This is a genomic window from Paenibacillus mendelii (assembly GCF_024498075.1).
Taxonomy (GTDB): Bacteria; Bacillota; Bacilli; order Paenibacillales; family Paenibacillaceae; genus Paenibacillus_Z; species Paenibacillus_Z mendelii.
In genome coordinates this window covers 32,625-56,617 of record NZ_JANHOF010000019.1, presented here as the reverse complement: position 1 = coordinate 56,617, position 23,993 = coordinate 32,625, and the positions used below count along the sequence as shown (strand labels likewise).

The window sequence follows — 23,993 nt, the reverse complement described above, 5'->3', positions numbered from 1 at the left end:
ATGAGCAAGACAAGACAGCAAATCTTAATCTTACATTTGGCGGATTCCAGTCTGGAATCACATACCGTCGCCTGGGCTCTATACGATGGGGCGAAGTCGAAGGATGAGCTGCAGATGAATACAGGCGATTCACAAACGCCTCCGTACCGGTCCGTACTGGATGCCATGAGAGACGGCTGGAACGTTCTCCAGCTGCCAACGATGCCTGTATACCGTTCCGGCTTCGAGCATGAGCTGGGTGCTCTTCCTTATGAATACGTCTTGGAGAGGAAGGTGACAATCGATGAGTAACGTCGAGAAGCATCACTTGTTAAATGCTCGTCAGATGGCATCGTTCGCCGTGAACGGATATATTCAGCTTGAGAACCTCGTTCCTCAAGAGCTGAACGAAGCTGCCCATGCCGAGCAGAAAGCCTGGAAGGGTCCCGGCAGCTATTGGGCGGGTTCCAAGGTGATCCAAGAAATTTTCGAGCTGCCTCAGGTGAAGGGAGTTCTGCAGAGCTTAGTCGGTTCCGAACCGGTCTACGACCATTCGGCCCTGCATGTCGTTCCCGCTCAATATCACGTCGGGCAAGCATATCATGCGGATTCGGTCATCGACACGCGGCCATTCGGCTTCGATATCCAAGCCTTCTACTTCTCCCATGACACGCCTGAAATTATGGGGCCGACCCTGATTCTTCCCGGCTCTCATCTGCATAATAAAGTAAATACCGCTAGCATTGCCCGCTACAAGAACATCATCGGACAGCGTAAGCTGGTGTCCAAAGCCGGAACGATCGGCTTTCTGCACAATGACATCTGGCACTGCGCTCAGCCGAATTATACGGATGAGACTCGCTATGTATTCAAGCTCCGGCTCCGTCCCGGCCAGGAGCAGCGCGGCCTGTTCAACATGGATGACTACAAAGGTCCTGAGGTCGCAGCGGAATTCAGAAACTACCACGCTTTTGCGGGTAACGACAGCAGATTAACCCAAATTGCAGGAGCTAAATTTTATCGGTATCTTTGCGGAGACGACCGCGTCGACTTCTCGTTTGAAGGCGTTCTGACACGTATGGGATTGTAGTGATCCACCGATAACGTGTGAGTAAATGGAAAATAGGCATTATATATCGATCATAGTTATGGGGGATGCATCTCCTTCCGGTTGCTGTTAGAATCGTGAAATTGGATTAGGTAAACTCGCAGCAAGGAGATTTCACGATTCCAAAGGCAAACGCTGTCGCTCCTACAGACGATACATCCTCTCATTTTCTTTATCGATGAAGGAAGAGGAAGAAGAAAAATGGTGGTGCAGGAATCATTCCCTGCACCACCATTACTTTTGAATCGGCCCCTTCGTTCCGGTATTACCTCACTCAACTCTCCTGCCTTCCACGCATCCTATTCTTACTGCGTGATTGACGGGTGCCGTCTAGGTATGTCCACCACTGCGCTGGACATTCCGCAGGTCTCTCCAGCCGATCATGCGGATACCCTCTTCCTCCAACACACGCCTGATAACCGGGTCGCGGAACAGCTCGAATTCAATCCTGCGCTTCTCCCAATGCGGCATGACCGCCCTCAGCTCGTCGGTATCGTGAAACGGATGTATGATCATCTCCGTTATGCCGGCTTTCATGGAACGGAGCTTCCCGATCATCGTCTCTCTGGCTTGGTCATAATCTTCTCCAGGCTCCAGATGAAACGACAGTCCGTCGAGATGGTCGATCAGCATGACGCCTCGCTTCTCCGCCGATTGCAGCCGCTCCCGATAGCGCTCGAGCAATGCCGGCGGCATATGCTTCTCACGATCTCCCGGATTCTTCGGCAGGCGAAGCGGCAGTTGAAAGTGCTCGCATACCTCTAGGGTCTCCTCCAGAAAGTCTCTTCCCGTCGCTAGCCCGTACACGCTGCCCATATGATTATCGAGATGCGTCGGATCGATGCCCATGGCAATTCCCCGCTGCACTTGGGCGAACAGCTCTTGCTTCACCTGCTCCGAGTCTGCCTGCAGCTCGACAGTCTTGCAATCAGGCGGGAACCAGCCTTGCTTCGTCACGAGCGTATCGACTGGTCCATCCTGCCGTACAGGCCCCCATTTGTACGGCTCCCACTCAGATGTTAGCGTCAGATGAATTCCGATATCATAGGCCGGATTGCCCGATGCAATCGCCGCTGCTTCTGCTGACCATGCGCATGGAACCATAACGGTCGCCGAGGAAATGACGCCTTCCTCCAATAGCTGTCCAATACCTGCATTTGCAGCATGACACATCCCAAAATCGTCACCGTTCACAATTAACAGACGATCCTCTGCAGAGAAGCCCATTCGTTCGTTCACCATCATATCCCCTCGCCTCCTTGCCTCTATTATACTGGTTGGTTGCTCTACAAACAGGGGATGCAGGGAAAATAGACCATAAAAAAGCACCGACTCTACAAGGTCAGTGCTTTTTCATGCAGTTGGATTAACCCACTATGGCTTCAATCTCGCTCTTGAGTAAAAGATATCTATGCACGCTTCTCATAATGGGAACTTTGGTTAACCCGTGCTTATCGACGTAAGCCTTCATCTGATCCTTCGTAAGGCCGAGCATCTTACCGGCTTCCATCACTGTAAATACCTCTACATTGCTGGTAGCTAGAAATGTTTGCTTCACCTTCTGATTCCAGTCTGTAAACTTATTCATCCGTATGCAACCTCTCTTGTTCTTGCTCCGTCATCACAAAGCATTATACTCTTTATATGCTATTATACCACGAAAGCGAGTCCACCGAGGGCTTCCATACAAGGAAAAATCAGCTTTTTAATAATTATGGGCGGTATGATTCAGCTCTTCAGCCGAACTGGCAACCTCCACGGTAGCCGTTCCAACCTCGCCAATTCCCCTAACCAGTCCTTGAATCTCGATTTCCACGAGATCCAATTCACTCAACCCGCTCTGCAGCGACCGTAAAATCAAGGTGAACATTTCGTTCGTGTGCGTGGATTCCCGTTGACCGGCTTGAACGTGGACTTGAACCGTTTCAATCGAACTCACGACTTCGGCCGTATAGGTGTTGGACTTCTTAATGAGCTCGCTAATCCGGCTGACGGCGATTCTCGTTTCTTCCGAGAGCTTCTTGACCTCTTGGGCAACAACGGAGAACCCGGCTCCATATTCCCCCGCTCTTGCCGCTTCGATGGAAGCATTGAGCGACAACAGCTTAATCTGGCTGGAGATCTCCTCCACGATGGTCACAATTTGCTTGATCTGCAGCGAGGAGTCGCGGAGATGACGGACGGCTTCCTCCATATGCAGTGAGCTGCCATGAATGGATGCCATGCTTTGCTCCAGCTTGGCTATATTCTCCGTTCCCTTGATCGCAAGCGTTCGGGATTCCTTCGTCTTCTCCGAGCTGCTCATGAAAGAAGCGGCCACTTGATTACTCGAGCCGATCAGCTCCTGCGTCGAGATATTCGTCTGTTCCGTTAAGGAAGCCAGCTTCTGGCTAACGGAGATGATCTTCTCCTTCAGCTCCTGTTTAATAATCTCATACTGCTGCTCTTGATGCTCCACATTCATCTTCTCATAGGCTTCAAGAACCAGCTGCTGCTCAAAATTGAGCAGCTTGGTAATCGCTTTGCTCAGAGCCAGCCCCTCGGTATTATCCTTCAAATAGTTGTGAATGATGCCGAGAAGCGTATTCTGAAGATTTTGAAAAGCACCCATATACCATTTGGGCTCCAATCCGACCCGTTGATGCACCGAAGCGATCTTCAATCGCTTCTGCACAAATTCGCTGTCGATCCGGCCGTCAAACATTTCGATCAGATGGCCGCGAAGCGTTAGACGCAGCTTCTCCACCGAGCTGTTCTTCATAATGATGGTCTGAAGGCCGGGGACATGGAGAACCTTCTTATAGAAGGATTCCACAATATCATCGATATACTCCACCACGATTGGCTGGTATTTCTTCAGCATGCTCAGATCCTCGACGGTCAAACCGATCATATCGAGCTGAACCATAAATTCATCCTCAAGGAATTCAATACTTGCGAGAGCATGGGCGTTTCCGTGAAAGTTATCTGTGAAGGGCAGCGAAGTTGTTTTTTTAGAAGCATCTCTTGCGAATAAGGACGTGAAGGCAGTATAGGGGCATTTTCCCATGGTTGTTCTCCTCGACTTTCGAATAGAAAGCGGCATTGCAAAACCACATAGTTGTATAATCTTTGTATAATGTATTATAGTGCTAATATCCTACGAAGTCTATAGAATGCTTCATATCTTTTAATGAATATCACCTCTCAGCTTGATCATGAAGAAAGAACCCCGTGCTGGGCACGAGGCTGTAATCGACTTGGTAACGCTGATCGACCGCCTAGATAAACCCGCGATCCTTGTAATCTTGAACACCCGCGGCCGTTAATCGTTCCAATTCCTGAAACGACGCCTCGTCCATCCGCTTAAAGTTAAAGCAAGACTTTCCCTGCATCCTCTTGCGCAAATCAGCTGAAACACCATTGAGTAGAGAGGGGTTAACATACACCGGCATAAGGTGAAAGCTGACATAATTCTTCTTCCATGCAGCCGCACCGAAGAAGATCGGCTTCTTGTTAGCCGGATTAATAGTATACGTATCTAAATAGTAATTCTCATTCGTATCCGCCTTCAAATCCAACGATGCTTCATAGGGCTGCAGGATCATCTTAAGTCGAGCGTAAATAGCTGCAAAATCGGCTTCTGCCATGAGATCCTGCTCCTTTCCTTGTAGATGGGTACATTCACTGCAGTCCATTGACCGCCCGTTAAGGACTCGATATGACCCGCGGAAGCTGAATCGTAGCTTCCGTGCCCTTGCCGACCTCGCTTAGGAGAAACAGACGGCCTCCGTAGCTGTCCAGGATCCGTTTGCAAACGAGAAGGCCTAGGCCCGTCCCATTCTCCTTCATCGTGAAGAACGGAGTGAAGACTTTCTCCAGCACTTCCAGCGGCATTCCCTTGCCCGTGTCGGTCACCTTCAGCAGGACGAACTCCGCCGACACTTCCGTCACAATCGATAGGTCCCCGCCCTTTTCCATCGCTTCCAGCGCGTTCTTGACCAAATTCAATATAATCTGCTTGAAGTGGTCCTTGGAGAGTTTAACGAAAGCCGATTCATTGGTCAGCTCGATCCTCAGTCCTACGTTGTACAAATGGGCCTCCGACTCGATGAGCGGAACCATCTCTGCAACGACATCATTCACATGATGAATTTCAGTGGAGGCTTCGGTCGGCTTGCCGATAATGAGCAGCTCGCTCACGATGGCATTGATCCGGTTCACTTCCGTTTGAATCAAGGAAAAATAATACTGGTCCTTATCATCCTTGTATTTATCGCTAAGCAGGGCGATGAAGCCTTTAATACCGGTAAGCGGATTGCGTATTTCATGAGCCGTGCTCGCTGCAATGGTACCGATCAGCTTCAACTTGTCCGCTTCGATCTGCGCCAATTCCTTGGCCAGCTGCCGTTTCATCAGCTGCGCTTTCGCCAGCAAATAGGCGATGTTCAGCAGGAGCAAGAGCACCCCCAAATAGACGAGATACGGCCGCACCACTGCAGTGCGGTAATCAAAGGACATGATCGCATTAACCTTCCACGGGACCGCATCCAGCATGACGTACGAGGAGGCGGTATGCTTGCTTGACGGCAACGGCTTGGTCTCTGCAATGACTTGATTCTTCTGGTCGATCAGCTGAATCCGCTCGCCCCTGATCGCTTGAGTGAGTGTTTCTTCCATTTCATGCAATTGAATGCTCCCGACGAGCACGCCGTCAATCAGACCTGATTTATTGTAAACCGGGGTCGCAATCGAGAAGATATACTTCTGCGTAACCCGGCCGATATGCGCCTCGGAAATTTGCGTCTTCCCTGTTTCCAGCGCCAGTTGAAAATACGATCGATCTCCTAAATTAACCGGATCCCTTAATGGATTTGAGCTTTGTATGATATCCCCTGCCGCGCTCACCCAATAGAAACCCGAGAACCGGGAATCCATGTTATGCGTTACCCGCAGCATTTCATCAATGATTTGCGATTTACTGTCCACGGAGCTTAGATAGATCGCCGCGCTCTCCAAGCGGCCAATCGTTTCTCCGAAGAAGTTCTCGATATACAGGGCGTGAAAGCCCGAGGTTCGATACGCCGTCTCCTTCAGAGCGGAGTAAGCACTGCCGGTCTTCAGCGGCAAATAGATCGTGCTGAATACGCATAAAGGGGCGAGGACGAGGATTAGATATAAGAAGAGATTCCGCCGGTTTCCTGACAATCGATCATTAATATGCAATGGACTGGAACTCCTTAGACAACCGAGTGTGTAAGCATATGATAGCATCTAGCCCATCTTGGAACAATCGCAATTCTATCCCTCTAATATGTAAGCAAGTAAAAAGGACCCGCGGCGGCGGATCCTTTCTTCTGTTCGATGCAGCTAGCCCATCCATAAGAGATCAGTGATCTAGGCCGCGGCGAATCGTACCGGCCAGCCGCTCCAAATGCTCGATTTCGATCCGCTGATGCTCCTTGAGCCCCGCCTCGTCCTTCGACCTGCATTGGGTCAAAATCGGCAGACCGAGCCGCTGCAAATGATATTTGGCATTAACCGGATAATACTGCAGCTCGATTAGCGAGGCGACGGTCAAAAACGATTGCAGCCGTTCCGCTTCCGGGTCCGTTCGCCACCGCTCGGTCAGATGCACATACAGCTCCGGATGGAAATTGGCCATCACGCCGCTGAAGCCGGATACGCCCATTCGGAGCGATTCGAGCAGCGTCGACGAGTTGGCGTTGAACAGCTTCAGCTCGGTTCCGGTGACCGCATCGAGCTTCGCCTCGATTTGGCTCAAATCGCAGCATGTATCTTTCAGGAAGCGGAATCGCCCTGTGCCGGCGCACCAGCCCAGCAGCTCGGGGGACAGCAGACGCTTATACGGATACGGACACTCATAGATGCCAAACGCCGTATCCGGAACGGCATCCAGCAAACGCAAAGCGTTGCTGCGCCATACATCCTCCCCTTCGTCCTCTCGCGCGAGCCGGTTGCTGACAAGAACGACAGCGTCCACGCCCGTAGCGGCGATAAGCTTCAGCTCCTCGATCTGATGTTCCGGCGAGTCGGAAATATGACCGGACGCGATCACCTGGACGCGCCCCGCCGCCTTCTCCTTGACGAAACGGGCGATGCCGACCCGCTCCTCGAGCGATAGCTTGAACATTTCGCTGGATTGGCAAACGGCGAACAATCCGTGTACCCCTCGCTCGATATACCAATCTACCAGCTGCCCCAATGCCTCATAATCGATGTCACCCCCGGCCGTATACGGAGTTATCATCGTAGGCCAAACCCCATCGGCAATCGACTGCTTCATCCTTCATCCCTCTCTCATTATTGTTCTATATATAAGAACAACGTTCTTATATGAATCCAAAAAAGAAGGGAATCGCATGTTCTATATTCAAGAACAACGTTCCGCATTATTCCGTTTCATCATATTATATTAGCTGTCCGATTACAATCGTTTTTTACCCTGCCGGCCGGGCAGATCCGCATTATACATTCTCTTCGATCGAACGGACGATTTGTTTCAGCTTCGCCGCATATTCGGCGATTTTATCCTCGCCGAAGCGGAGCGACGGACCGGATACGCTAAAGCTCGCGACGACCTGTTTTTTCTTGTTCAAGATCGGCATTCCGACGCATTTGATGCCGTATTCATGCTCCATATTGTCGATCGAATACCCGCGCAGCCGGATCGCCTCAAGCTCCGCGATCAGCGCCTCTTTGTCCGTAATCGTCTGGTCGGTATACTTTTTAAGCCCTTTGGCGCATACCGCATTCATCGTCTCAACGGGCAAGAAGGCCAGCATCGCCTTCCCAATGCCAGTGCAGTACAGGGGCGCTTTAACGCCGAGCATCGATCTCGTCGACAGCTGATTTTTGGGCGACGCGGAGTCGAGATAAATAACCTCGGTGTCACTCGGCATGCCCAAATAAACGGTTTCGTTCGAGAAATCGGACATTTCCTGCATATAAGGCAGCGTCAGCCTGCGTATGTTCATATTGCTCGAAATGACGTTGCCGAGCTCCAGCAGCTTGAAGCCGAGCCGGTACTTCTCATTGTCCGGATTTTGCTCCAAATAACCAGCCTTGACGAACGTATCAACGATATTATGTACATTGCTTTTATACAGCCCCAGCTGTTCACTTATTTCGGTTATGCCGAGCTCCGGACTGTTGACCGTGAAACAGTCCAGGATGCGCAGCGCTTTATACAACGATTTCACTTTGACTTCTTCCGCCAATCTGATCCGCCCCTCATCCTTATTGACGCCGGAGCAAACCGTGCCCGCGCGGCGATCAACTCGCGTTATGCCTTTGTCCCTTTCATCTTAAAGTAAGTGCGCCCATCAAGGCAACCATTGTCGAACTGCGCGTGGCGTGTCATTGCAGTCGGCACGTTAACAAACAACCCTTTCCTCCCGTTCGCAGCTCAATGCGCATACAGGGGGATAGGGTTGTCTTGTGATTGATTTATTTATGCCATAATCCGCCTGCCTTATTTATCAATCTCGGGGCCCTCTTCACGCCCTCAGTCCCGACGATGCTGCCGGCAGATGCGATTAATACACTTGCAAATATAAATTTAACGACATAATAAATCCCGGTCCCGAGTATTAAATCCAGGATTAAAAATCTTCTTATGGTGGAGCCTTTTATGATGTAAACAACGAATTGGTTGTCTTTACCCGCCTTCAACCGCATCACACCTTAATCGGTTTTACAATGAGCGTATGATCGGATAACTTGGACCTATTCGCCTTTATTCTATGAGAAGCAGCCTCGCAGCCGACTCCTCCCAAGGCCGTGCCTCTTAAAGATTGTTAGCCACTCCAGGCTCGTTAAGCTGTTTCCACTTTTGTTCGAGCTTTTGAGGAACATAGCTCTCCATTTGGCGTAATAGCTCCACGGGGTCATCGGAAACGTTCAGCAGACTGAGATGCGAAGTATTGGAGAAGCCTTCATTCATGCTGTGATGAATCAGATTCAACAAGGGGTCAAAATAATGGCGGATGTTGAGAATACCTATTGGTTTCTGGTGTATGCCAATTTGTGACCAGCACAAGACCTCGAACAGCTCCTCATACGTTCCAAAGCCGCCAGGCAGCGCAATAAACCCATCCGCTAATTGTCCCATCGCAGCCTTGCGCTCATGCATATCCTCTACCTCAATTAACTGAGTCACCCCTCTATGCACCATTTCGCCTCCAAATAGGCCTTTGGGCATGACTCCGATCACTTCGCCTCCCCCATTCATGACCGCAGCGGCGATCTCACCCATTAAGCCAATCCTGGACCCGCCGTAAACCAATCGATATGTTTTACTAGCCATGACCTGACCAAGCTCAGCAGCTTTCACTTTATACTCGTCATGCTCCCCTAAATTTGATCCGGCAAAAACACAAATTGATTTCACTATCCCATCTCCAAACTATATATTGATATTTCACACTGTTTAATATACTATATGTTGGGTCGGAAATCATCCTAAGCGAATAGGGGAGTGCAGTAATGGAAATTGGCGAAATCCAAAAATGGATCAAGCATTTTTATGGGGAAAGAGGCTGGGCTAGCTACAGCCCTTTTATAAGAGTTGGATTTCTTATGGAAGAAACGGGCGAGGTCGCACGAGCAGTCCGTTCTTATGAAATCGGCAGAGATCGTCCGGATGAAACCACCCCGCCTCAAGAGCAGCTCAAGCTCGACTTGATGGAGGAAATCGGCGATGTTCTGGGAAATTTATCACTGCTGGCCGACTTGTACGGCATCTCTTTAGAGGAAGCCTTCACAGCGCATAAACAAAAGCTGCTTAAGCGATTCAGCCCGCTTCTAAGTTGATACAACGTCCTTGTAATCTCCTAAATTACGAATGACAACCTTAGAATTTATAACATGTAAGAATCCTTCCACCACGGTTAGGGCAACATATGGTTTGGGGCTGTGCTGGTAAATAGCAGCGCGTTTCCTATCACAAACGAAAGGGAGTGAGAAGGATGGCTAATAACAATGACCGCAATCGGAACCGCAACGACGACGTGAATACCGGAGAAGCTGTAGGAACCGTAGGCGGCGGTGTGGTGGGCGCTGTGGTGGGTTCTGTTTTGGGTCCTCTTGGTACCGTTGCAGGTGGCGCCGCTGGCGCAGCGTTGGGCAACAAGATGGGAGAAGGTGCTGGAGATCAAGACGACAGCGCCGAGGAACGGAACGAATAAACCGTGTCGGCATCGATAAGGAAAAGCAGAGGGAGCCGGGGAAACCCCGCTCCCTCCGTCCGTTCAATAGAAATGCTCGGCAGCCCATTCGTCATTGAACCTGTCCTTCAATTTGCTTGATTATCTTCGCAGGGTTCCCGCCTACGACTACGTTATCCGGTACATCCTTCGTAACAATGGCGCCGGAAGCGACCACGACATTATCGCCTATGCTAACTCCAGGGTTTATGACGGCTCTCCCGCCGATCCAGACATTATGACCGATCGTTACCGGCTTTCCGTATTCGGCACCCGATATTCTCACCTGTGCATCCAATGGATGCGTTGCGGTATAGATATGCACACCAGGCGCTAGGAAAGCATTGTCGCCAATCCGGATTTCGCAAACATCCAGTAATACGCAATCAAAATTAGCATAGAAGTTCTCGCCGATATGAATGTTGTAGCCATAATCGCATCGGAAGGTTGGTTCAACATACAGATTCTTCCCTGTCGAGCCGAACAATTCCTGCAGCAGCTCCATGCGCGTGCTATCATCCGTTTCCATGGTTTGATTGAATAGCCGCGTTAGTCTCCGGGCGTTTCGTCTATCATTCACTAAGACCGCATCGCCAGCATGATACAGCTCGCCATTTATCATTTTTTCTTTTTCGGTTTTCATTTTCGGACAACTCCAATTATTCGTTTCGTTAATGCGTATCCATGGTCATGTACGATTATTATGCTGTAAAATTCGATTTTCTATCTTCGAAGAAGTCCTTCCGCTTCAAGAAAACATTCAATCTTTCGGAGAACAAGAGCATCGCTGCAGCAGAAATCACGATATAGAATGGAAAAATGCCAATGGTGAAACCGGAAGCCAGAAAACCAAGCAGAGGCGGCATAAACGTTCCGCCCGTGTAAGCCACTGCCATTTGATAGCCCATAATGGTCTGGGAATGCTTCTTCCCGAAGCGGACCGGCGTTTCATGCAGCATGCACGGATAAATCGGGGCCAAGCCTAATCCCACGATCATAAAACCCGCAAGCGAGAAGCTAGTCGGCAATGGCAAGAATAGAAGCGCTGCCCCAGCCAAAGCCGTATATTGCCCTACCCGGATGAGAATCCGGTTGCTCAGCATGAACGTAATAAAGCCGGTCATAAATCGGCCGATGGTGATGCCCAAGTAGAAGAGGGACACCCATTGCGCCGCTTCTGCCGCTGGCAATCCCTTCACATTAACAAGAAAGCTGCTCCCCCATAGGCCCATGGTGGCTTCAAGGCCGCAATAGAACAAGAAGGAAATCAGAGCCAGCTTAACGCCTTTAATCTTCAATGGTTGTATAGGCGCAGATGAGGCGTCGTCTGCTTCCCGAGTCAGATCTTCCTGCTCTTCGCTTGAAGCAGCGCTGCTGGCGACCCGATTCCATAACGGCAGCGTGACGAACAGCAGGACCACCAGGGCAAACTGAATACCGGCAACCGCGAGGTATCCGTCTCTCCATTCGTTCTGACCGAAAATGAATTGTGCCATAATAATAGGGCCCATTGTAGCCCCGACTCCCCAGAAGCAATGCAGCCAGCTCATATGATGCGCTTTGTAATGAGCGGCAACGTAATTGTTCAGTCCCGCATCCACCGATCCTGCGCCTAATCCAAGCGGCACCGCACAGATTAGCAGCCAAGCAAGCGACGGCGAAGCAGCGAAGCCTAGCAGCGCGCCGGCAGTCATGATGCAGCTGACAAGCGTAACGTTGCCCGTTCCGAAACGTCTCAATACCGTCCCGCTTGCCAAGCTGGAAACAATCGTCCCGGCTGCTATCGTCATATACAGCAAGCCGGCCGTCTCAAGCGGTGCGTCATAATCCAATTGCATAACGGGCCACGCCGCTCCCAGCAATGAATCAGGCAGTCCCAGGCTGATGAAAGCCAAATAGATAATAAGTAAGAAGAATGTCGCCATATGGTTTATCTGTCTCCTGAGTCCGCCCTTATACTCTTGTCTCCGCGATCATAAGATCAAGTCCGAGCTTCTGTAATCCAACCAAATAATCTTGTTTCCAGTCACTTGTCGTCAGCCTGGGAAGATGCTCTTTCGGAATATAGGCTGCGCTCCTGCTTACGATTTGGCCGATAATGGCCGGGTTCAATTCCTCGTTACAGAAAATTATCGTATGCGGGTTCAGTATCGCTGTGAACGAAGCTACCAACCGGCTGATCGCATCAATCACCTTCTCGTCACGGGGATTGGGTGGTTCTGTCCCGTTTCCATCGTTTAAAGCCTGCAGAAAATTCCGGTCATCGTATTGAGGGACGAATGAAACTTCCCCTGAGAAAAACGTACTTCCCCGCACCACGTCTCCGTTAATCATAATCCCGGCCCCAGGGCCATTATGACCCAAATACAAATAGATCAAGGAAGAATGGCCCATATTTCGCCTAGTGGCGTTGTAGCCAAGGACCGCAGCATTCATATCGTTCTCTACGACAACAGGTATGGATAACCGTTCTTCGAAATATCCCTTCAAATCAAAATGATGCAGCTGCTCATGGCTTGGAATATAAATAATCCGGCCCTCATTGACCGCACCTGGTACGCCGATGGCCATCGAACTGATCTTCGGATAGGTATCGAGGATGTCTTCCATATGCATCGTTAAGCTTTGAAAATCATCGATCCGCACATTCGAAGTGCGGCCTTGCTCCTTCACTTCCCCTAAACAATTAAAGATCGTGTAGTTGGTTTCGGTTTGTTCCAGAAAAATAGCCAATCCCATCATATACTCCGGATTATACGCATATCGCTGGGCTCTTCTTCCGCCGCTGGAATCATCAAGACCAACGAAGAGGAGCTCTCCATCCTTCTCCATTTGCTTCAGGAACTTGCTGATCGTAGGGAAGCTAATCCCCAATTTCAGGCTTAATTCAACCTTCGTTGCACTTCCAAGCGCCAGCAGAGTCGTGCGTATAGCGCGCAGCATTATCTTCTTGCTTTCTTTCGGTGCTGCATGCCGCCCATTCACAACGTTACCCCCTCAGCTCATACTTCTTAAATACATTTAATAAGTCACAACGATAATAGCAGAAATTTTCGGCCATGACTAGAAAATTTTCGTTGTTCACTTAACGAAAAAACGGCCTTGCCCGCAAAAGCTGCGAACAATAGCCGTTATAATCGCATGGTTCCATACAGGGAAAATCGTGCTGTCGGCAGCTTGCTGCTCAACTAGCCGCTGATTGTATACGTATAGTTGAACCGGCCATCCGGTGCGGTATCCCCGTGCAAATAAAAATCGAGGATATCTCCTTCGAGCGGAACATTATCGGCCCACTTGAAAGAAATCCGAACCTCCCCATCCGCGGATGCGCCTGCTGCGATCCAATCTCTGGGGATGGCAAGCATATATTCGCTGCCTTCTGTGCGATGCGTAAGCTCGCCAATAGAGCGCCACCTCCAGCCGCCTTCGCATGCCTCCAGGATTGTACCCGTCTCATCGCAGGGGATGCGGTTGACGATGTAATGATACCCTTCCCATGCCGGCCGGTCAGCCCCTTGAATATGCAGCAGCAGCGTCATCCACGACGGGCCGCCAGGCGGTGTCAGCTCGTCCTTCGTCTGCGCATAGAAATAGAGGAACCGCTCGTCATGCGCAGCCTTCATCGTGACGAAATCGTTCCGGCCCGACCGATTCACGTATCGGCCTGCATTCCCCCAGCCATCATGATCGCGATGCACCGCATCGCCCGAATCATCCTTGTACTCCAGCTGCATCTTATCCCATTGGGCGAATGGCCCTTGAATGTCGATCGACAGTGAAGGTACGGAGGTTTGTTTGTCACGGACCCCTTTGAACTTCCGGATATACGAAATCAATTGATAATAATAGCTATCTCCGTGACCGCCGCGCATCGGCTCGATATCCCGGCTGTTCTCGTGATCGAACTGATCCACGAACATGACCGGATAACGAACGCCGTTAAATTCATCATAACGGGAAGCGATCCATTCATTCCAGCCGGTAACGAAAACAAAGCTAGGATCAAGCTCAAGTGCCCGCTCCCACTGCTCCGTGAAGTTAAGTCCGTATGGCGTGTCCTCCGGCCGGCCGGAATGCTTGCCGCCGGAATAGCTGCGGCCGAGCGCTCCGGGCTCGCTTAACGAGCCCAGCCGTCCATCGACCGCATTCTGCGCGACGCCAACTGAAACCTGCTCGACCTTTCCTTCTGAATCATAGAAGGCATGCTGCGGATAAACTTCCAGCCAAGACCACTGATCCGGGCCGGAAGGTCCGACGAAATAAGACGGCTCCGGTTTACGGAAGGTGAAGAACTCGCGATGCTCAGGAAGCACCTTCTCCGGGTCCGCCAGAATAAGCGGCTTGCCCTTCCAAGGGAACCACAATTCCGGGTGCAGATTCGGCTCATACAAATCGCGATATAATTCCGAGACAACCCTCGATGGATCCCAGAATGGCGTCAGGAAAGCGATCTGCGGCGTTCTAGCCCCCTCCTGCCTCATCTCCGCGTAGACACTCAACAGCGTCATATAACAATGCTTGTAGGTGAATTGATTCGTAACGTCGAAGATAATCGTGTCCACACCTGCATCTGCAAGCAGTTGAGCATGCTGACGAATCACGTACCGGTCATCCGATAGGTAGTAGCCGGTTAGCGGCTCCCCCCAGTGATGAAACTTCGTCATCGGTCCCCAGGCTGGGTGGGAGCCATCATGAATTGCCTCCGGGTGCTTCTCAAGAATAGCGCTCACATCGAAGGGTCCATCGATTCCATGCTGGCCCATCCACAGAAAATAAAACATCCCTACGAATTTATCCGGCTTTGGAGGGCCAACCTCCTCGAAGCCCGGCAGTTCCCGGCCGAGCCCGTCTATGGCCGTCCATGTGTCGCTTTCGTTATCTATGATAGGTACTGCGTCCTTGTTCTCCATACCTACACACCTCCATTAGATTCGAATCATTGGCGTTCCACTTGCCGAGCAGTCGTTATCGAACGAGAACGCCGCTCAAGATAACGCTTTCATGATGGATATGGACAGCTTCCCCCTCTCTCTAAGTGACTTCCATGCAGACTGCGCTAATTCCTGTTTTATTTATACATTTTTGTTAATTCGTATACAGACCTCACGGGAAGAGCTCGCTTGCGGCGGATTTCAGGATATAGATCCGATTGTCCATGATCCGAAATATCCCCTCTCTTTCTCCGATCGACCCGCCATCGATGATTCGCACAGACTGACCATCGGTGGGAACAAGCCGCATGGTCAGGTCCCCCAGTTGTAGCAGAGCCTCTCTTGCCTTCGAATCCCAGTCCACCGTCCCTTTGCCCGCAGCCCATTCCCTAAGCGGTATCCATTCATCTGCGGAAGCCATGTCTTGTATCGCTGCTTTGGCTTGCACATGCTGTTCCTCGGTCCAGCTCCGCTTCCATTTCAAGGGACCCAGAGGGAACGTAACCGGCTTCACGCCCTCATTCAGGGCGGCGAACCGGTACCCCTTATCTTTGAAGTACCGGATAATGGCCGGGAGCGCCTTAACAGATTCTCCATGCCCGCTTCCATCATGCATCAGGAGCACGACCTCCTCCTTCAGCTGCGATTGCTTCACCGTTTTTACGATTTCCGCTGCAGGGACATTCTGTCTCTTCGAATCGCCGGAATCCATATTCCAGTCGAATATCGTATAACCAGCCTGGTGCATATAGTCAAAATAAGAGGCATCGAAATTTGTGTATGTGCCGCCCGGTGCGCGAAGCAGCGCCGTATGCTTCCCCGTAATGCGGGTCAGCGCTTCATCGGTCCGCTTCACCTGCTTCCAGAACCCCATGAAATCTTGATACAGCTCTTTGTAAACATGATTGTACGTATGATTGCCCAGAGCATGGCCTTCATTAACGATCCGGCGCACCGTATCCTCGTAACGCTCCGCCGATTCGCCCAAGACGAAGAAAGTGGCAAGCACGTTATGGCGCGCGAGGATATCGAGCACCTGCGGCGTCCACTTGCTTGGGCCGTCGTCGAACGTCAAATAGACCGTGCCCTGCTTCTCAACGGGGGCTTTGCTTGTGCTGGCGTAAGCAGCTTCATTCGGCCACGCCACAGCTCCGATCATGACAGCAGCCGCCGCGAGCAACCAAGCCCAGCTAATCCTTCTATTGCCCTGTTTCCCTATCATTCTATCTTCGTCCCCCTGCGCAGGAATTGTTTGATTGATAGAGTATATGGGCGAGGCGGATGAAATAGCACGCCTTTCCAGCGGAACGGTACCGCTCCTTTCGCCAATACGCAAGAAAGACTGCCTCCGCTGAAGATACACAGCGAAAGCAGCCTTCTTGGCTGACCTATTGATGAAGTTATCAGCCGCAGTCAGTCACGGACAAATAACGTCTTTATGAACGTTCCGACGGTCTGCTCGGCGATCTGTGCCGATGAATATCCTGAATCACGCAAGTAAACCATCAGCTCAGGTCTTAACGATGAAGCCAATACGCTGGAGGTGAACATCGGGTCGAGCGCGATGAGATCTCCCTTGGCTGCCGCTTCCTCAAGCAGGCCTTGTATGGTTTCGCGAAGAAACACGAATGGAGGGATCTCGAATAAATTAACTCTGGCCTCTTCGAGCTTCTCGGAATGGATCAAAGCCTTGACCCACTCCAAATCCTCGTTCATAAATCCGACCAAGCTCGTCATAATCCGGGAGAGACGCTCCACCACCGGCGCGTCCGCATTCTCCTGCAAATATTCTACGATCGACTTCTTAAACTGATCAAACTTCGTTTCCATTAAACAGAGACATAGATTGCTTTTACTTGGATAACGACGATATAACGTTCCTTGGCCGATGCCGACCGACTTCGCCACCTGATGCATGCTGACGGCTTCAATACCGTGCTTGTCGAACAGCTGCTGGGCTGTTCTCATAATTTCCATGCGAAGCCTATCCTTACCCTTATCCATCTGTGTCCCTTCCTTTGCAGCCTTCTGGAAATGGCCGAATCATGCCACTTCTTTCTTCTCTTGCTCCGGCGACGTGTTCACGCGTTTAATGAAGAATCCGATGACAAGCGCAACGATACCAACTAGGAAAGCGATAAAGAACGCGTCCTGCAAGCCCGCAACTAAGCCTTCGGCAGGCGTTGCCTGCGGGTTTGCAGCCACGTATTTGCCCGTACCAGACGACATGATGCTGATGAACAGTGCCGTCCCGATTGCGCCGGCTACCTGCTGCAGCGTATTAAGTATCGCCGTTCCATGTGGATACAGGTGACGCGGAAGCTGGTTAAGCCCTGTCGTCTGCGCCGGCATCATCACCATCGAAATACCGACCAACAGAATGATATGAAGGGTCACGACATAACCCGCAGTCGTCTCGACGGAGATATCGGTGAACAGCCAGATCGAAATCAGCACGAGCACCAGACCTGGGATAATGAGCACCCGCGGGCCGAACTTGTCGAACAGCTTACCGGAGATCGGCGCCATAATACCGTTCACGATGCCGCCCGGCATAAGCGTCAGACCTGCCTTGAACGCCGTCATCATGAGGGCGGTCTGCAGGAAAAGCGGCAGCAGAATCATCGTGGAGAACAAGGTCATCATAAGAACGAGCAGAAGCACCGTCACAATCGAGAACATCGGATACTTAAATGCGCGAAGATCCAGAATCGGCTCTCGAACGACGAGCTGCCGAATAATGAACAATACCAGCGCAATGCCCCCGGCAACAAGCGTCCATATGACGGCCGGATCGGACCATGAGCCTTCTCCCGCTTTACTGAAGCCGTATACGATCCCGCCAAAACCGATGCTCGACAGAATAATGGAAAGAATATCGACCCTCGGCTTCGTCAAGTCGGTCACATTCTTCAGGTACATAACAGCAAATAATACCGAGAAAATTGCAAGTGGAATGACTAAGATGAACAACCAGCGCCAGTTGAGTTGATCAATAATCAACCCTGCCAAGGTAGGTCCGATTGCCGGTCCGAACATAATAACCAGGCCGATCATCCCCATGGCTGCCCCCCGGTTCTCCGGTGGATAGATAACGAGGATCGTATTCATCATAACCGGCAGCATAAGACCCGTGCCGAGCGCTTGAACGATCCGGCCGACGAGAAGCAGCTCGAACGAAGGAGCGGCAGCGCATATGACGGTTCCCGCCAAGAATAGGATCATGGCTGACAAGAACATCTGCCTGGTCGTGAACCACTGCTGCAGCAGTGCGGTTACCGGCACGAGTATGCCGATGACGAGCATATACACGGTGGACAGCCACTGAATGGTGGATGGACCAATGCTGAATTCTTTCATCAAATCTGGAAAAGCGATGTTGAGCAGCGTTTCGTTCAGAATCGCCACGAACGCCCCGATAATCAAGGCAGCTACAATCGGCCCTCTCTTGATTCCGCTCAAATCGACGGGGGCCTGTTTCTCTGTGCTTGCAGCATTCAAGTTTCTCTTCCTCCTCCGGCTTGCGGACAATTGTCCGCATCCAACAAAAAAATGACCGGACAATTGTCCGGTGTTCCGATTTTAGCAGACGACCAACATATTTGTCAAAACAAAATTTAATCGGCCGCCTGCTCGTCTATATCTTCCGCTGCATCGAATACATCCGCAGACGGAACGTTCGTCATCTCGTTGCCCCGTACCACCTGATCGCGGATCAAGGCTGTAATATAAGCCAGCTCCGCCTCTTCAGCGGCATGGTCATTCCGATCGTTCACGCTGACGCCTCCTCTCCTCATTAATCGCTTAACGCACATAATTTATGCGGAGAGGCGCAATTCTATCCCCTTAATAGAGGGAAAGTCCCCAGTGGCATCCATATGAATAGCTAAACGGCTCCAACCGAAGGCCATTTCAGCTCGATACCGGCCTGCACCAGAAGCTGTTGATACGCTTCCAGGTGCTTCCGGTCCTTCCGGACGGATCTTGGCTCAATGCCGTGTTCAAGGCAATACGCAGCCAGGTATCCCGCCGACTCGCCGATGTTCCACTCCACCGGATGCAGCCTGTAACACCCGTTCGTGATATGCGTCGTGCCGATATTTTTGCAGGCGGCGAGCAAATTGTTCATGCGGACGGGAATCAGAGAACCCAGCGGAATTTGGAACGGCAGACTCGGCACGTCAATATAGGTGCGCAGCCCTGTGCTCGGATGAAGGTCGATCCGGTAGCATCCAACCCCGACAGAGTCGTCATAATCCATCGCCCTGCCATCCGGGCGGTTGGCTGGACTCAGATGCTGCTCCACCACCGTACATTCCGCGACAATGCGGCGCGATTCACGTATGTAGGGACTCTTCGCCAAACCGTCGGCTGTTCCGGTCACATCCGGGCGAAGACGCAGACCCGGATACCCTTTGCCTCCATCGGGACGCGGCGCTTCCGTCTGCATCCAATACAGCAGCGACAGACTGAGTTGTCTGGCATTATACAGATGCTTCTCCCGCTCTTCCGGGCTAACATCAATTATCGAACCCAGCCAATAATCGTTCTGCGGCCAATTGACGACCGTCAGATCGCTGTCGAAGCTGCCTTCCATAAACTGCGATCGGTCGATAAACCGCCGGTACTGCCACAAGGAGAACGATTTGCCGTCAGGGAACAAGCTGTACCGGATCGGCTCAAGCGTATGCGGCACTAGCCCTGCCCAGCTCAATTGATGGTCCGGCCAGAAGTCCGCGCGATATTGCTTCCAGAATTCATATTGCTCCGGCTTCGCGATCGTATGATCCTCACCTTCGATATGATCGACAACAAAGCACCATGTGAACGCCTGCATATCGGCCGGATCCGCCTGCCCCGGAAGCGCGTTCGGCTCCCCGGTCTGCGCTGCGGATTCCGATCCCGTCACATACTCCGTCCCCGTGATGGGAAGGACATCCCCTTCCTCCGTTGCGTCGAGATAATAGCTCGCGGTCAGGACCGTCGTCTCGCCCGATCCCTCACCACGCACATGGATGGCGCGGATGCTGTCGCCTTCCATCTCCGCTTGCACGGCCCAGTGACATTCCATAACCGTTAGCTTCCCGCTATGGATGTAAGGGGCCAGCATATCGCGCAGAACCGCCAAGGCCACCCTTGGCTCATGAGAGATGCGGCTCACCGTAGCATTGCCCGGGTTAAATTGAAGCTGATTCCGCGAAGCTTCCGTCAGCGGGAAGTTTCGCTTGTAGTACTCCCTTACCCGGTTGCGATACTCCCGGTAGCTGGCCGTACAGCCAAACTGTTCGATCCAAGGATGCTCATCCGGAGGAACCGCTTGGCTGGTCAGCTGGCCGCCGATCCATACCGTCTCCTCCGTCATGATGACGCGTTTCCCCGCTTTGACCGCAGCCAATGCGGCGGCGCAGCCGCCCATGCCGCCTCCAATAATAACGATATCCGCTTGCTTGTAAGCTGTCATCCGGCTAGCCTCCATACTTAAGCAGCGTACCCATGACATCAACTTGACCGCTGCTGTATTTCCCATAGGCTTCCTCTGCACGCTCGAACGGGATGATGTCGGAGATCAGAGGCGATACGTCGATGCGCTTCTCCGCTAATAACTGAATGTACGCCGCAATGTTCCTGCCTTCCGTCCATCGTACGAAGCCGATCGGATAATCCCGGTTATCCCTCTCGTACCCGGCATCATACCGCCCGGGACCACCCGCCCGCGATATAAGGACCTGAACTTCCTTGCTGAACATCAGCCCTCTGGAGAACTCGGTCGTCAAATCGCCGACGATAATGACCTTCCCCTTATCCCGAATCCATTTCATCGAGCGGTTGATCAGCTCTTCGCCTGAACCGCTTGCGCAGAGAAGCGCGCAATCCGCGCCATAGCCGCCCGTAATAGCAGGAAGCTGCTCTTCCAGCCGCTCTTGGTCGGTATAGGCATGCTCAACCCCCTGCTGCTTGAGCAGCTCAGCCCGATCCGCATTCAGATCCAAGCCCGCGACACGGACAGCTGCCGCGGAAGCGATCTGAGCGGTAATCTGCCCAAGAATACCGAGCCCTACAATGACAGCAGATTCCCCGAACCGGATATCCGCCGTGCGGAGCGCATGAATGGCGATCGCTCCCAGTCCCGCGAAGGCGGCTTCCTCCGGCCTTACATGGTCCGGTACGACCGCAGTCAGATTAGACGGCACCGTCATCCACTCGGCATGACGCACATAGGGCGCGCCATAACAAGCGACGCGCTGGCCCACCTCCAGACCGGTTACGTTGTCGCCTATCCGTTCAATGATTCCAACCCCGCTGTAGCCTAATACGACCTCCTGCTCCGAGGCCCGTTTCAGAAACGACATCTCCGTACCTGGACTGATGGCGGTATATTCGGTACGAATCCGCACATGCCCAGCCGGCGGCTCGACTTGGTCCATATCCTTAATCACGATTTTACCTCTTAAGGCAGCTACGGCCTTCATGGCTTGCTCCTTTTCGTGTCAATCCCCCGGATGTTTACGGTACTCGCTGGGGGAGATCCCATAGTATTTTTTAAACGTCGTAGTGAACGTCGATGAATTCATATAGCCGGTCTTCTCGCCAATTTCAGCGATGCTTAAGTCGGAATTCTTCAGCTGCTCCCTCGCATGGGATAGCCTTACTTTATTGAGATATTCCACATAATTGACGCCGAACGTTTTCTTGAAATAATTCGAAAAATATTTCGGGCTCGTATCCAGCACCTCAGCCATGTGATCGAGATACAAATTCTCCATATAGTGAAGGTCGATATATTGCGAGATGAATGCCGGATTCAGCTTGCTCTTCTGGTCGTGGTTGCGTTTGCTGGCGACAACCTGTACAGCCTCCAGCAAAGCATCCTGAACCTCCTTATAGCCGTATGCGTTATCCACCCTCTGAAGAAACTCGGTTTCGAGCCGGTAGAGCTCCTTGCTCACGGCGGGAGAACCATCAATTTGCTTCATCATATAGGACAGGATGCTTCTGGCTACATGCGCAAGCTGGTGATGATGGATCCCCCGATCCGCATTTTCCTTGATCAGGTCGGTAATAATCCGCATGCCTTCGTTCGTCTTGCCGCTTAACATGCAATTGGACAGCTTCTCGATCTTCTCGAATGGAAAATGGATATCGGCAACAAAACGGATCGACTCCGTATCCAGAACGGATCCGCTCGGATTGACATTCCGGTACAGCATGCCATTCATGATCTCTTGATAGGCAGCATGACAATTTCTCATATGCGAATCGTAGACCTTACTGACGCATGCCCAAGCCACGAAGCCCTTCAGCTCTTCTTTCTCCGCCCGTTGAATGAACGCTTCCAGACGATCGATGGCTGCGGCCCGTTCGAAGGAATGGCCGATGCCGATCATGGCCAGAAATTGCAGCTGACTCGAGTGGAATACAACGACATGCCCGGCTCCTTGCTGCAGGCCGGCTCTGATCGCCTCGGTCATTTCCTCGATAGACAGATCCGTCTGCTCCTTGTCCGGATGGAGCCCTTTCAAGTGTACGGCTGCCATGACGAATTGCCGCTCCCGAAAGAAATACGGGTAGTACTTCTGCATTTGAATTTCATATTCTTGGGAATGATTGTAGGCGTCCAGCGTCTGCAGGAACACGCCTCTGCGGATCTCCAGATCAACGAAATTCATCTGCTTCTTCAAGGCTTCATTCTCGGACTGCACCTTTACGATCCCGCTATGAATTTTGCGAAAATCATTGCCCTTGATGCTTCCGCCGCCGAGCAGCTTCAAGATCCCCTTTACCGGCCGGTATAAGAAAACGCTGAGCAAAGCGGACAAGATGACCGCGCATATGATCGCGCTGATCATGATCATGCGGCTGGCGTTCGTGACCGAATCGATATTCTTGAATTGATAGGGCACCTTGTCGATATACACAAAGCCGTTATAGTCCGACTTATAGAAGTTGTACTCGAAATTGTTATGGGTCAGCGACGCTTCGCTTGACGTGTTGAAGTAGACATCATTCAGCACTTCGACCAGATCCCAGTCCTTCTCCGTGCTCAGAATGATTTTGCGCGTCGGATCGAGCACGATCAGGGAAGCCCCCGGAAGCATCGCCTTCATATCGACGTGATTGAGCAGCTTCTCGACATTAATCATGACCAGAATGTTCTTATCGGACATCCGGACCTTATTGCCGTCGATGATCGCCATCAGCTGCCTGCTTTTCTTCGTCATCGTCTCTCCCTGGCTGACGAAGGTATCGGCCGGGAACACGGTGGACGGATGCTTGGACTTCGCAAAGGTTTTCCAATAGCCGGTATTATAGATGTCATGCTTGAATTTCTTGTCGAACAGGACCGACATATTGCTCGTGCCTTTGGAAGTAATCGCCAGATCATGATTATCGAAGAAGATAATAATATCCTCAATATAGTCGGCCGATGAGGCGAGCGTCGTAATGTTATCCTGCAGGGAATAGACCTTGGCCATGTCGATGCTGCCGTCTCCCTGGGCAAAGAGGTTATCGTATGGCAGGCCATGTATCGTAAAGATGAGATTATTTACCGTCGTAAAGCTGTTATTGAAGGATTGAATGATGTTTTTGATCACCAACCGGTTGTTCTGGGCTACTTTCTCATATATTCCGGAGATCGAGTTTTTGTAGACGACGTAGTTGGATACAAACATGATAATGATGACCAGCAACAAAGCGAAAAAAATTTGTAGCAGGCCTCTACTTGCGATCAAGCGATTCATTGGGTGCCACCTCTCATGATGTCATCCA

Annotated in this window: 23 protein-coding genes; 4 read left to right on the top strand and 19 right to left on the bottom strand. The window is 51.5% G+C overall.

Annotation, left to right across the window (positions count from 1 at the left end; genetic code table 11):
* The gene (locus NNL21_RS31320; protein WP_204822459.1) at positions 1-291 is read left to right on the top strand and encodes a hypothetical protein; all 291 of its coding nucleotides are present in this window, start codon (positions 1-3) and stop codon (positions 289-291) included.
* Positions 284-1,069: a phytanoyl-CoA dioxygenase family protein gene (locus NNL21_RS31315; protein WP_204822460.1), complete on the top strand. Its 786-nt coding sequence runs from the start codon at positions 284-286 to the stop codon at positions 1,067-1,069. Before NNL21_RS31320 ends, NNL21_RS31315 begins: the two co-directional genes overlap by 8 nt.
* 348 nt (positions 1,070-1,417) lie before the next feature.
* On the opposite strand, the gene NNL21_RS31310 is transcribed toward NNL21_RS31315, so the two are convergent.
* The 8 genes from NNL21_RS31310 to NNL21_RS31270 all read right to left on the bottom strand — a co-directional run bounded on the left by NNL21_RS31310 (position 1,418) and on the right by NNL21_RS31270 (position 9,479).
* Positions 1,418-2,332 (bottom strand): polysaccharide deacetylase family protein, encoded by a 915-nt coding sequence (locus NNL21_RS31310; RefSeq protein WP_204822461.1) that lies wholly within the window; start codon positions 2,330-2,332, stop codon positions 1,418-1,420.
* A 121-nt stretch (positions 2,333-2,453) separates the two neighbouring features.
* Positions 2,454-2,675, bottom strand: a complete 222-nt coding sequence (locus NNL21_RS31305) for a DNA-binding protein (RefSeq protein WP_204822462.1) — start codon at positions 2,673-2,675, stop codon at positions 2,454-2,456.
* Positions 2,676-2,792: 117 nt separating this feature from the next.
* Positions 2,793-3,995 (bottom strand): globin-coupled sensor protein, encoded by a 1,203-nt coding sequence (locus tag NNL21_RS31300; protein WP_204822463.1) that lies wholly within the window; start codon positions 3,993-3,995, stop codon positions 2,793-2,795.
* Between the two features lie 352 nt (positions 3,996-4,347).
* Complete coding sequence (locus NNL21_RS31295) at positions 4,348-4,716, bottom strand: hypothetical protein (protein WP_204822464.1); 369 nt, start codon at positions 4,714-4,716, stop codon at positions 4,348-4,350.
* A 58-nt stretch (positions 4,717-4,774) separates the two neighbouring features.
* Positions 4,775-6,292: an ATP-binding protein gene (locus NNL21_RS31290; RefSeq protein WP_204822465.1), complete on the bottom strand. Its 1,518-nt coding sequence runs from the start codon at positions 6,290-6,292 to the stop codon at positions 4,775-4,777.
* A gap of 163 nt (positions 6,293-6,455) precedes the next feature.
* On the bottom strand, positions 6,456-7,373 hold the full coding sequence (locus NNL21_RS31285; RefSeq protein ID WP_204822466.1) for a dihydrodipicolinate synthase family protein: 918 nt from the start codon (positions 7,371-7,373) through the stop codon (positions 6,456-6,458).
* A gap of 181 nt (positions 7,374-7,554) precedes the next feature.
* Positions 7,555-8,307 carry an IclR family transcriptional regulator gene (locus NNL21_RS31280; protein ID WP_204822467.1) on the bottom strand — a complete coding sequence of 251 codons (753 nt, stop codon included), beginning with the start codon at positions 8,305-8,307 and terminating at the stop codon, positions 7,555-7,557.
* Between the two features lie 569 nt (positions 8,308-8,876).
* Positions 8,877-9,479: a TIGR00730 family Rossman fold protein gene (locus tag NNL21_RS31270; protein ID WP_204822468.1), complete on the bottom strand. Its 603-nt coding sequence runs from the start codon at positions 9,477-9,479 to the stop codon at positions 8,877-8,879.
* Positions 9,480-9,574: 95 nt separating this feature from the next.
* Between NNL21_RS31270 and NNL21_RS31265 the strand changes: the two genes are divergently transcribed.
* Both NNL21_RS31265 and NNL21_RS31260 read left to right on the top strand, forming a co-directional pair.
* A complete protein-coding gene (locus tag NNL21_RS31265; protein WP_204822469.1) occupies positions 9,575-9,901 on the top strand; it encodes a MazG nucleotide pyrophosphohydrolase domain-containing protein in 327 nt (108 codons plus the stop codon).
* A gap of 155 nt (positions 9,902-10,056) precedes the next feature.
* Complete coding sequence (locus NNL21_RS31260; RefSeq protein WP_204822470.1) at positions 10,057-10,275, top strand: glycine zipper 2TM domain-containing protein; 219 nt, start codon at positions 10,057-10,059, stop codon at positions 10,273-10,275.
* Between the two features lie 91 nt (positions 10,276-10,366).
* Here NNL21_RS31260 and NNL21_RS31255 read toward each other — a convergent pair whose 3' ends face one another.
* From NNL21_RS31255 to NNL21_RS31205, 11 genes are all read right to left on the bottom strand, one after another.
* A complete protein-coding gene (locus NNL21_RS31255) occupies positions 10,367-10,936 on the bottom strand; it encodes a maltose acetyltransferase domain-containing protein (protein WP_204822471.1) in 570 nt (189 codons plus the stop codon).
* Positions 10,937-10,994: 58 nt separating this feature from the next.
* On the bottom strand, positions 10,995-12,218 hold the full coding sequence (locus NNL21_RS31250; protein WP_204822472.1) for an MFS transporter: 1,224 nt from the start codon (positions 12,216-12,218) through the stop codon (positions 10,995-10,997).
* A gap of 28 nt (positions 12,219-12,246) precedes the next feature.
* On the bottom strand, positions 12,247-13,278 hold the full coding sequence (locus tag NNL21_RS31245) for an ROK family transcriptional regulator (RefSeq protein WP_373567618.1): 1,032 nt from the start codon (positions 13,276-13,278) through the stop codon (positions 12,247-12,249).
* A 203-nt stretch (positions 13,279-13,481) separates the two neighbouring features.
* Complete coding sequence (locus tag NNL21_RS31240) at positions 13,482-15,203, bottom strand: hypothetical protein (RefSeq protein ID WP_204822473.1); 1,722 nt, start codon at positions 15,201-15,203, stop codon at positions 13,482-13,484.
* Positions 15,204-15,396: 193 nt separating this feature from the next.
* Positions 15,397-16,446 carry a polysaccharide deacetylase family protein gene (locus NNL21_RS31235; RefSeq protein ID WP_204822474.1) on the bottom strand — a complete coding sequence of 350 codons (1,050 nt, stop codon included), beginning with the start codon at positions 16,444-16,446 and terminating at the stop codon, positions 15,397-15,399.
* Positions 16,447-16,637: 191 nt separating this feature from the next.
* Positions 16,638-17,228: a TetR/AcrR family transcriptional regulator gene (locus NNL21_RS31230; RefSeq protein WP_204822475.1), complete on the bottom strand. Its 591-nt coding sequence runs from the start codon at positions 17,226-17,228 to the stop codon at positions 16,638-16,640.
* A gap of 39 nt (positions 17,229-17,267) precedes the next feature.
* Positions 17,268-18,686: an MDR family MFS transporter gene (locus NNL21_RS31225; RefSeq protein WP_373567619.1), complete on the bottom strand. Its 1,419-nt coding sequence runs from the start codon at positions 18,684-18,686 to the stop codon at positions 17,268-17,270.
* Between the two features lie 155 nt (positions 18,687-18,841).
* Positions 18,842-19,000, bottom strand: coding sequence for a hypothetical protein (locus NNL21_RS31220; RefSeq protein WP_204822477.1), 159 nt, complete (start codon positions 18,998-19,000; stop codon positions 18,842-18,844).
* Positions 19,001-19,110: 110 nt separating this feature from the next.
* Positions 19,111-20,685: an FAD-dependent oxidoreductase gene (locus NNL21_RS31215; RefSeq protein WP_204822478.1), complete on the bottom strand. Its 1,575-nt coding sequence runs from the start codon at positions 20,683-20,685 to the stop codon at positions 19,111-19,113.
* A gap of 4 nt (positions 20,686-20,689) precedes the next feature.
* Complete coding sequence (locus NNL21_RS31210; protein ID WP_204822479.1) at positions 20,690-21,694, bottom strand: zinc-dependent alcohol dehydrogenase; 1,005 nt, start codon at positions 21,692-21,694, stop codon at positions 20,690-20,692.
* Between the two features lie 18 nt (positions 21,695-21,712).
* Complete coding sequence (locus NNL21_RS31205) at positions 21,713-23,965, bottom strand: helix-turn-helix transcriptional regulator (protein WP_204822480.1); 2,253 nt, start codon at positions 23,963-23,965, stop codon at positions 21,713-21,715.
* Positions 23,966-23,993: the final 28 nt, after the last annotated feature.